Source organism: Streptomyces sp. NPDC006925 (assembly GCF_042869575.1).
Classification (GTDB): domain Bacteria; phylum Actinomycetota; class Actinomycetes; order Streptomycetales; family Streptomycetaceae; genus Streptomyces.
Window position 1 is genome coordinate 154,720 of sequence record NZ_JBIAGB010000015.1, and the last position, 9,881, is coordinate 164,600.

A 9,881-nucleotide genomic window follows, 5' to 3' on the forward strand; every position below is an offset into this window, starting at 1 on the left:
CCCGCGGGCTCGGGAACCTTCGCGCTGCCGCACTCTGCGGCTGGGCCACACTTGGGCCATGTCCAGCTCAAGCCCGGCCCACCGACCGGCCGCCCCCGAGGTGACAGAGCAGCACCAGGGCCACCCCACCCTGGCGAGCCTGCTGGCGACCACCCCGGGCGAGGCGCTGGACCTGCTGGCGGCGCCCCGCGGCAGCCACGTCCCCGTCCACGGGGTGGGCGTCTTCGACGCCGGGGAGACGTTCGCCGCGCACGGACAGGTGCTGCTCGCCCCCGGCACCGACGACTCCTCCGACACCGCACCCCTGGTGCTGCGGTCCGCGGCCCGCGCCGGGGCCGCGGCCGTCGTCGTGCGGCGCGGCCCGGGCGGCACGGACCCGCGGCTGCTGGAGGTGGCCGCCGAGACCGGCACGGCACTGCTGACCCGCGCCCCCTGGGTCGAGTGGACCGAACTGATCGGCACGCTGCGGGCCGGGCTGGCACACGCCGGCGGCCCACCCGCCCGGGAGTACCCCACCGACGTACCGCTCGGCGATCTGCCCGCACTGGCCCGCGCCCTGTCAGCACTGGTGGGCGGCGCCATCACCATCGAGGACCCGGACTCGCGGGTACTGGCCTTCTCCCCCACCGAGCACGGCTCCGACCCACTGCGCCGCCAGACCATCCTCGGCCAGCAGGTGCCCCGGTGGCGGCTGGCCGAGCTGACCGCCAGCGGATTCCTGCGCACCCTGTGGTCGACGGACGAGGTGGTGCACCGCCCCGCGGAGGGGCAGTTCTCCGAGCGGCTGGCCGTCGCGGTGCGCGCCGGGGACGAGGTACTCGGCTCGATCTGGGCCGCGGCCGACGGCAGCCCGCTGCGGGATGCGGCGCGCCAGGCACTGCGGGAGGCGGCACGTACCGCGGCCCCGCATCTGCTGCGGCACCGGCAGCGCACCCAGCAGGGAGCGGCGCACCGCAGGCGCGCGGTGCGGGACCTGCTGGAGGGCACCGGGGACGCCGACTCCGCCGCCGCACTCGGACTCACCCCCGAGACGCCCTGCGTCGTCCTGTCCGTCACCACCCAGGGCACCGTGGCCGCCAAGGGGGCCGTGACCCCCCAGGGCGCCGTCACCACCCGGGGCGGCCCTCCGCGGACCGGGAGCGCAGCAGCGGAGCCCCAGCTCCCCGACGCCCACGACCGGGCGCTGCGCCTGGCCTCCCTCCAGGCGACGGCTCACCAGCCTCCCGGGCATCCACTGCGGGACGCCGACCGGCTGGACATCCTGCTGCCGCTGCCCGACGGGGAGCCCGCGGAGGCGGACGCGACCGCCCGGCGGCTGGCCCTGCGGCTCGCCGCCGCGGTCCACGAAGCCGGAGCCCTCCCCCTGGTGGCCCTCGGCACGCCGCAGCCCACTCCGGCGAAGGCACCCCGGTCGCGCACATCCGCGCACCTTGTCCTCCAGGTGCTGCGGGACCGCGCCGCACGAGCCGCCCACGAGAGCGCTCCGGAGCCGCTGGAGGTCGCCGCCGAGACGGACGTGCGCGCGGCACTGGACGCGCTGCGCGCCGTGCACACGGTGGCCGGGCTGACGCCGCCGGTGGACGGTCCGGTGCGGGAGCTGCTGGCCCACGACGCGCAGCACGGCACCGCGCTGGCGCCCACCCTGGCCGCCTACCTCAGCAGGTTCGGCGACGTCCCCGGCACCGCGCGCGAACTGGGTGTGCATCCGAACACCCTGCGCTACCGGCTGCGCCGGCTGCGCGACCGATTCGGGCTCGACCTCGACGACCCCGATGTGCGGCTGCTCGCCGAACTGGCACTGCGTGCGGCGGGCCGCCATCCGGCAGCGCCGCGGGACGACCGGTCGGGGTGAGCGGCGCCGCAGCGCGTTGTGCGGCCGGGATCGCGTTGTGCGGCCGCACCAGACGCGGGGCGGCGCATGGTGCGCGCGCACAGTCCCCGCCGGGATGCCGCCGCCCCGTTGGAGCGGCGTCCATCCCAGCGCCCGGAGGTTCGGCCCCGCCACCGCAGACCGGGCGGGGCCCGCGGCGCACAGTGGACGGGTGTTCTCGGGGCGACCGGCGACCGGCGACAGACGACCGGGCACGCCGGACCGGGGCGGACCGGGGCGGGGCGTACGACAGCCCACCGGCCCGGCGACGGAGTCACCGAGCCGACCCGGGGAACCCGAGGCAGGAGCGCCCCGGCGGGCCGAGAGCCCGCCCGCGGGGCCGACCACGTGAAGGGAGTCGCAGATGGTGCCGGACGCCGTGGCGCGCAGGCAGGAGGCGGTCCGGGCGGCGGTACGTGACGGGCTGCTGGGCCCGGAGACGCCGGTCGTCGCCCTGCTGGACGTCGAGGGCATCCGGGAGAGTGCCCGGCAGCTGCACGCCGCGTTCGCCGGCCCCTCCCCCGTGCTGCACACCTTCGCCGTCAAGGCAGCCTCCCTGGTGCCCGTGCTGGAACTGCTGGACGAGGAAGGAATCGGCTCCGAGGTGGCGAGCCCGGGAGAGCTGGCACTCGCCCGCGCCGCGGGCGTCCCGGCCCCCCGGACCGTCCTCGACTCCCCCGCCAAGACCCCGGCCGAGCTGCGGGACGCACTGGAGAACGGCGTCGCGGTCAACGCCGACAACCCGCAGGAGCTCTCCCGGCTCGACGCGCTGGTGGCCGGGCGCGCCGCGGCGGGTCAGGCACCGGGGGCACCGCTGGGCCTGCGGATCAACCCCCAGGTGGGCACGGGTGCCATCGGCGCGATGAGCACCGCGACGGCCACCTCGAAGTTCGGGGTGGCGCTGCGCGACGAGGGGGCCGAGCAGTGGATCGTGGACAGCTTCCTGGCCCGCCCCTGGCTGACCCGGCTGCACTCGCACACCGGTTCCCAGGGCGTGCCGCTGGAGCTGATGGCCGAGTCGGTGCGGGTCGTCTTCGCGCTGGCGGAACGGATCAACCGCGAGGCGGGCCGGCAGCAGATCGACACGGTCGACATCGGCGGCGGCCTCCCGGTGAACTTCGCGGGCGACGAGACCGATCCGTCGTTCGACACCTACGCCGGGCTGCTGCGCCGCACCGTGCCGGGGCTGTTCGACGGGCGGTACACCGTCGTCACCGAGTTCGGCCGCTCACTGCTGGCCAAGCAGGGCTTCATCGCCGCGCTGGTGGAGTACACCAAGACCTCCGGCGGCCGCCGCATCGCCGTCACCCACGCGGGGGCGCAGGTGGCGACCCGCACGGCGTTCGCCCCCGAGGCGTGGCCGCTGCGGGTGGGCGCCTTCGACGCGAAGGGGGCACCCAAGCGCACCCCCGAGCTGGTGCAGGACGTGGCCGGGCCGTGCTGCTTCGCCGGGGACCTGGTGGCGCGCGAGCGTGCCCTGCCCGAACTGGCGCCCGGCGACGTGGTGACGCTGTGGGACACGGGCGCCTACTACTTCTCCACGCCCTTCCAGTACAACAGCCTGCCCAGGCCCGCGGTGTACGGCTTCCGGCGCGACGGTGACGACGGTCCCCGCTTCTCGCTGGTGCGCGCGGCGCAGCGGATCGAGGAGGTCGTGGCGGAGAGCGGCGCCGCCCAGCGCGGGGCGCTCACCGGCGGCCCCGCACCCGGCCGCTGAGCCGGACGGCGGCACGGATAGGCTCCCGCACCGTTCCCGGAAACACCGGGTGCGTTCCGCACGGGGGTCGAGTGTGTTCGGTTTTCTCCGCAAGTCTCCGATCTTCCCCTGGGCGGGCGACCGGCTGCGGTCGGCCCGCTCCGGGGGCGAGGCGGACACCTCGGTGCTGCGCGGCCTCGCCTGCGGGGCACATCTGAAGTACGCCAACGGCGACCCGTGGAACACGGTCGCCGACCCGCGCCCGGCGCCCAAGTGGGAGCGCACCCGGCTCAAGTCGATGTGGAACGTCACCGACGCGCATCAGTGGCACGAGATGGTGCAGGAGCTGCTGGACGGCCAGATCTCCACCCCGCTGTGGGACATGGCCATGGGAGCCCGCGCAGCGCTCCTCGTCCGGCGGCAGGGCACCCCGGAGGCCGGGCAGCCGGTCTCGGAGCAGGCGTGGAACGACGCGCTGGGGCGCTGGCTGGTGGACCGGCTCGGCCCGCACCACCCCGAACTGCGCGACACCTCGGCGACGCTCCGCGAGACCGTCAGCCGCGTCCTGCGCTACGAGGCCCGCTTCCGCGACGACGGCCTGCTGGGCCGCGACGCCGTCGTACGCCGCACCCTGGCCTGGGACCTGGGCCGGGCCGCCAACATGGCCTGCTGGGGCGTGGACGCGGGCTTCGCACAGCCCGACGAGGCACGCGAGGCGCTCCGCGTCGTGGGCTCCGCCGCGGCGGAGGAGTACGACACCTGGCAGGACTTCTCCCTCGGCTACGTCCTCGGCCGCTGCCTACACTTCGACGAGGACGCCTTCGGCTCCTGGTACCGCGAGGTCCGCGACTCCCACCGGCTCCTGACCGCCGACCGCAAGAGCCCCTGGACGGCGCTGCCGCTGCGGGGGTGAAGGCCGGGCTTCCGGAGGCCTGCACTCGCCGTCAGTGATGTCCGGTGTCGATGACGCAGAAGCGGTTGCCCTCCGTGTCGGCGAGCACGATGAAGTCCGCGTCGTCCGGGGCGAGATCCCCGTCGACCCGCCGCGCCCCCAGCGCGACCAGCCGCTCGACCTCGGCGGCCTGGTCGCGTGCATCCCCGGCGTAAAGGTCCAGATGGACCCGGGGATGTTCCTGGACAGGTGTCTCGCTGAGGCCGAGCGACAGTTGCACCCCGGTCCCCTCCGCCGGCACCAGCACCACCCAGTCGTCGGCCATCTCCTCGCGGGGGACGTAGCCCAGGGCCGCCGTCCAGAACGCGGCCGCACGCGGCACATCGGAGACACCCAGCACGACGGAACCGACTCTCAGCACGCGCCGATTCTGGCAGACGGGACACGGATCACCGTCCTTGCAGTGCCGGTTCCACCTCGTTGGAGCGGGAGGGCCACCATGGCAGAAGCTGGGCCAGGCCGAATCCCACCTCCACGGCGAGGAAGACCCAGAGCAGCTTCATAGCACCGTGTGCGAGTGCGTAGGCCTGCCACATCGCGAACAGCGAGCGCGCCGCACCGTCGAACAGGCCATGTACCGCCAGCGGCCTGACGAGTCGCAGCAGCGCCCAGACGACCACGACCGAACCCATGAGGTTCGCGTACAGGGTCTGGATCGGATCGAGGGCGGGCAGCACACCCAGACCCAGCGCGTCTCCCACCGACGACAGACCACCGTGCAACAGGGCGTACGACCATGGCGTCGCGAACCCCGCAGTGACGACGAGGTCGTACCAGGCGCTCACACGGACGACGCCGAGGTAGGCGGGCCGGGAAGGAGAGAAGGAAAGTGTCATGACCGGAACTTCCAATGCTCTGCGGCGCCTTTCGGCAAGACGGCGTCACGCTAAACACTGGAGTAGGCTCCAAGGTCAAGGCCGAGGGGCCGAGTAAGGGGGGAGCGGGAGCGCGTGCGGATCGGAGAGTTGGCCGCGCAAACCGGCCTGAGCAGGGACGCCATTCGCTTCTACGAGAAGAAGGGCCTCGTCACCGGGCAGCGACTGCCCAACGGCTACCGGGATTTCCCACCGGAAACGGTGCTCTGGCTGCGGTATGTCCTTACAGCCCAGCGGCTGGGCTTCACGCTGGCCGAGATCGCCCAGCACGGCGAGGAACTGCGCGACACACCGGACTCCGCCGAAGCGCTGTCCGCGCTCCTGGCGGAGAAGATCCAGCTCATCGACACCCGCATGGCCGAACTCGCCCTCCTGCGCGCCGACCTGGCGTCACGCGTGGGTCAGGGGTGCCCCCTGCACACCGCGGAGAGCGCAGATCCAATCAGAGCTTGAGCGATCCGTAGGTACCGTCCTGGAAGATGAAGACGGTGGGCTCTGCGGCGTACTCCTCTCGAAAATACCCGCCGAAACCGGGTTCCTCGACATGCGGGGCAAGCAGCCTCAGGATGACGACGAGTTCTCCCAGATCGTCATCGAGCCAGTAGTTGCGGCTGAACAGTCCCCATGCGTGGATTTCGCCATCAGCCCCGAAGCCCCGGGACTGACGGCGCAGGGAAGCGCAGTCCCCGCCGGGTAGAGGGCCGTCCGGATCCGGTTCGAGCAACGGATAGGCGTGCTCCTCTTCGTCAAGGGCCGATGGACGCTCGGATATGAACCCGAGGTGCCACCGCAGGGCGTCCAGGACCGCGTCAGGGGTGTCGTCCCGGAGGAAACAGGTGAAGACGACTTCGAAGTGGAGGCTCACGGCTTCATATTCTGCCGGGCCCCAGTGACGTGCCAAGGCGCATCGTGGTGGACCTGCCTGCTCGCGCTCGGCGACGGTCACGGATCGACCGATCGTTCACGCATGTCGTAGCGGGTGACGGGTGCAGTTCTTCGGGCCGGGTCGGTCTGCCTGGGGAGGCCCAGTGCGATGCACTTGCCGGACTGGGCAGGTTCGGGGGAGATGCATGAGCCCCGGGCGCGCTGGGAAGGGAGGCGAGCCGACCGGGTTCGACCGAATTGTCTCGGCTGGCCTGCGACAGTTCGCCCATGGTCAGGGCCAGCGCACCCATTCGCCTTGCCCACCGCCTCGGACGCTACTGGAAATGATGACGCCGGACCGCGGCCTACCGAGATCATTGGGGTCAGAACCCCCAGAGCCTGCCCGATGACCGAAGAACGTGTGCTTGACTGCACGTCAGGTGACTGGTTGCTGCGCGTGTCTGGTTCCCGCGTCGAGGAGTAGCTTCTGTATGACTAAGCCGGATTTGCGTGCTTTGTTCCGTTCGAATGATCGTGAAGTCAAGGCGGTCGACTTCTTCGCCGACCGGCGCGACGAATGGGACACCGTGGTGGCCAGCCTCGTACGGCATACCCAGCGGGTGCGAGGAGCCGGGTTCAGCGTCGAGGACCTGGAAGCTCCCCGACGGAACGTGCTGGTCTTCTACGGCGTGGGCGGAATCGGCAAGTCCACGCTGTCGCGAGCCCTGACCGAGCACCTGAGAGATCGCGAAGGTGGCGGCAGCGGCTGGTCCCCGCTCGATCCACAGGTGGGGCGAGTGGTGCCGGTCCGGGTGGACATGTCCCGGGATTCGGGCGGGGACTTCGAGTCCTTGATGCTGAGCCTTCGGCTGGCAGCAGCGGACCTCGGGCAGCCGATGCCGACGTTCGACATCGCATTTCAGCGTTACTGGGATCGCAACCATCCGGGTGAGCCGCTGGATGAGTATCTGCGACGGCGCACGTGGTTCAGTCGTTTTTCGGGAACCCAGTCGCTGTCCGAACAGATGCAGTCGGCCTTGGCAGATGTCGCGCAGGCGGTGGCGCTTCCGGGAACGACCGGTGCCTTGGTCGGGCAGGGACTGCGGTCAGTGGTCCGCGCTCTGCGCGAACGGCGGCATCAGATCCGCTCTCTTGCCGAGTGCCAACGACTCGCCGACCTGCTCGAAGCCGATCCCGATCTCGAGGCGCTCAGCTACTACGCCCATCTCCTTGCATGGGATCTCGACAGGGTCCCTGCAAAGCATCGGGCGACGCCGGTCGTGCTCCTGGACACCTTCGAGGACGTCGGGGACCGCGTACATCGTGATCTCGAACGGCTGATTCAGCGGGTGGCGTGGCTGATGCCGAACGCACTCTTCATCATCACTGGACGCAATCGTCTGCAGTGGGACGATGCGCGGCTCGAGGGGCAGTTGGACTGGGCAGGGGCTCAGTTCTGGCCTCAGCTCACGGGAGGCGCGGCTGAGGAGCCGCGGCAGCACACCGTGGGCTACCTGTCGGCGGAAGACTGCGAGACCTACCTGTGCAAGCGGCTCACCATGGCCGGGCAACCGCTGATGGACGACCGAACGCGGCACATAGTGACAGCCAACTCGCATGGGCTGCCGCTGTATTTAGACCTCGCTGTCATGCGCTTCCTGGATCTCTACCGAGAGTATGGGCGGGCCCCTGAGCCGACCGAATTCAACTTCGACTTCCCGGCCCTGGTCTCACGGACGTTCCGGGACCTGTCTCCGAACGTGCGACAGGTTCTGCGGGCAGTGAGTCTGCTGGACTCCTTCTCCGTCGAGCTGGCAGTAGCTGCAGCCGGGCTCGACCACGATGCCCCGGCCCTGGAACTGGTGGAGCGGCCGTTCGTGGATGCCGATCCAGGGGCGCCGTGGCAGTATCGCGTTCATGCTCTGGTCCGCGAAGCAGTCCAGGAAGCCGATTCCACAAGCGAGGATCGCTGGAGTGCGGCGGACTGGCAGAGAGCGGCGCAGCGGACGTTCGACGCCCTGGGTCGTGAGGCGTCCGGGGATCGGATCCACCTGGTTGCTGCTTTGCGGCAAGGTCTGAAGCTGGCACGTGATTACGGGTTGGAGCTCGGCTGGCTGACGGATGCGGCGTTCCGCTATGTCGACGACTTCGTCTGGGAGCCCATCGAGATTCCCGCGCTTCCGTCTGCCGAGCCTGGCAGCGAGGAGATCAGCAGTGCTGCGGAGGCGCTGGCTGCGGCGCTGCGCGCGATCGCGCAACGACAACGCAGGCATCGCGGCTGGACTGCCGAGCAGCTCCGTATGGTCCTGGAGTCGGACCTCTTGCCCGAACCCTTGCGGGAACTCCCGCGATACTTCCTCGCGGAGTGCGATCGGGATCTGGGCAACCTCGATGACTCTCTGGACGGCATGCGGCGGGTTGTCGATGCTGGAGGGCGGCTGGCTCCCACAGCCGCTCGCGGCCTCGCGCACTTGGCCCGCCGGGTGGGGCGATTCCCACAGGTACGTGATGTGGCGGAGAACTTGGGTGCGGAGGGCCGCCGGGACCGCGTGCTCGGCGATCTGTGGTGGACCCAGGGAAGCATGGCCCTGGCCTGCTCGGCGTACGCGGTGAGCCGCGATGAGGCGCTGCACCTCGGCCACGCGGGGGAGGCCGCCCTGTCTCAGGCATGCCTGGCTTTCGCGTCCGCCTATCAGGACCGTCCTCGCGCCGCGGAACAGATCGCACGCGCCCGAGACCTGCTGGGCGGCGTCTCGATCCGGTGGGCAGAGGTCCAGACACGCATCGCCGAACTGGTACGGAACGCCGGCGTCGAGCCTGATCTTCCTGAGCGGGCCGAGGAGGTGGCTGCGCAGGCGGGTGAAGCCGGGCTGTCGTCTTCCGTCGCCTACATCCGCTTCGCCGTATGCCTGCACGCAGTCGTCCTGGACTCCCCCGACCTGCTGTCCAGGGCCAGAGCCCGGTTGAACGAGTGCGTCCGTGGCGAAGAGTTCGCCTACCTGGCGGAACTCTCCTACCTCATCGCAGACGAAGAACCTCCTGCCGAGCTTCCCCGGGCGCAGTGGCTGGACGGGCAGGACCAGGTCCGGGCACGCTGGACCGCCATCGCAGAGGACCGGCGTCGGGAAGCCGTAGTGAGTAGAGGAGAGTGACCGGGTGGCGAAGTACACCACCTCAGACCAGCTCGATGTCTCCGCCCTTGCCCAGCATTACGGGCTTGATCAGGTACGACTCACACCTCTCGCAGGTGGGGCGGCGAACTCCAGCTTCAGGCTGTCCAGCGCCTCCGGTCAGTTCGTCCTGACGATCCTCGACAACCACGACTGGCCCAGCGCCCAGCGCCTGGCGGCGCACACCCAGGCCGTCTTCCGGCTGAGTGTGCCCACCACGGAGGTCGTCCCCTCTGTCGAGGGCACCTTGATCACTCCGATGGGTGATCGACCCGCGATCCTCAAAAGGTGGATCTCGGGAGAGGTGCAGGAACCGCTGCCCGCATCGCTTCTGCCTGACGCTGGACGCATTCTCGCTCAGTGAACCTCTTTCATCCTGAATAGCTGCAGGTCAGGAGAGTGTGGACAGCGGTGACGGCACGGCCGATGCGGCCGGTCGAGCAGCGTGCTCTGC

General features: G+C 70.7%; 9 protein-coding genes. 6 read left to right on the forward strand and 3 right to left on the reverse strand.

Annotated features, from left to right (window positions below):
- Positions 1 to 58: 58 nt before the first annotated feature.
- From ACFYNS_RS20990 to ACFYNS_RS21000, 3 genes are all read left to right on the forward strand, one after another.
- Complete coding sequence (locus tag ACFYNS_RS20990; protein ID WP_388604433.1) at positions 59 to 1,852, forward strand: PucR family transcriptional regulator; 1,794 nt, start codon at positions 59 to 61, stop codon at positions 1,850 to 1,852.
- A gap of 382 nt (positions 1,853 to 2,234) precedes the next feature.
- On the forward strand, positions 2,235 to 3,587 hold the full coding sequence (locus ACFYNS_RS20995; RefSeq protein WP_388604435.1) for a diaminopimelate decarboxylase: 1,353 nt from the start codon (positions 2,235 to 2,237) through the stop codon (positions 3,585 to 3,587).
- 73 nt (positions 3,588 to 3,660) lie between these two features.
- Positions 3,661 to 4,479 (forward strand): DUF1266 domain-containing protein, encoded by an 819-nt coding sequence (locus ACFYNS_RS21000; protein WP_388604437.1) that lies wholly within the window; start codon positions 3,661 to 3,663, stop codon positions 4,477 to 4,479.
- 31 nt (positions 4,480 to 4,510) lie between these two features.
- On the opposite strand, the gene ACFYNS_RS21005 is transcribed toward ACFYNS_RS21000, so the two are convergent.
- Together ACFYNS_RS21005 and ACFYNS_RS21010 are read right to left on the reverse strand one after the other, a co-directional pair.
- Positions 4,511 to 4,879, reverse strand: a complete 369-nt coding sequence (locus ACFYNS_RS21005; protein ID WP_388604439.1) for a VOC family protein — start codon at positions 4,877 to 4,879, stop codon at positions 4,511 to 4,513.
- Positions 4,880 to 4,907: 28 nt separating this feature from the next.
- Complete coding sequence (locus ACFYNS_RS21010; RefSeq protein ID WP_388604440.1) at positions 4,908 to 5,354, reverse strand: hypothetical protein; 447 nt, start codon at positions 5,352 to 5,354, stop codon at positions 4,908 to 4,910.
- 114 nt (positions 5,355 to 5,468) lie between these two features.
- Between ACFYNS_RS21010 and ACFYNS_RS21015 the strand changes: the two genes are divergently transcribed.
- Positions 5,469 to 5,846 carry a MerR family transcriptional regulator gene (locus tag ACFYNS_RS21015; protein ID WP_388604442.1) on the forward strand — a complete coding sequence of 126 codons (378 nt, stop codon included), beginning with the start codon at positions 5,469 to 5,471 and terminating at the stop codon, positions 5,844 to 5,846.
- On the opposite strand, the gene ACFYNS_RS21020 is transcribed toward ACFYNS_RS21015, so the two are convergent.
- Positions 5,836 to 6,258 carry a hypothetical protein gene (locus tag ACFYNS_RS21020; RefSeq protein WP_388604444.1) on the reverse strand — a complete coding sequence of 141 codons (423 nt, stop codon included), beginning with the start codon at positions 6,256 to 6,258 and terminating at the stop codon, positions 5,836 to 5,838. The two genes, ACFYNS_RS21015 and ACFYNS_RS21020, sit on opposite strands and share 11 nt — an antisense overlap.
- A gap of 490 nt (positions 6,259 to 6,748) precedes the next feature.
- On the opposite strand from ACFYNS_RS21020, the gene ACFYNS_RS21025 reads away from it, so the two are divergent.
- On the forward strand, positions 6,749 to 9,409 hold the full coding sequence (locus tag ACFYNS_RS21025; RefSeq protein ID WP_388604445.1) for an ATP/GTP-binding protein: 2,661 nt from the start codon (positions 6,749 to 6,751) through the stop codon (positions 9,407 to 9,409).
- A gap of 4 nt (positions 9,410 to 9,413) precedes the next feature.
- The gene (locus ACFYNS_RS21030) at positions 9,414 to 9,791 is read left to right on the forward strand and encodes a hypothetical protein (RefSeq protein WP_388604447.1); all 378 of its coding nucleotides are present in this window, start codon (positions 9,414 to 9,416) and stop codon (positions 9,789 to 9,791) included.
- Positions 9,792 to 9,881 lie beyond the last annotated feature (90 nt).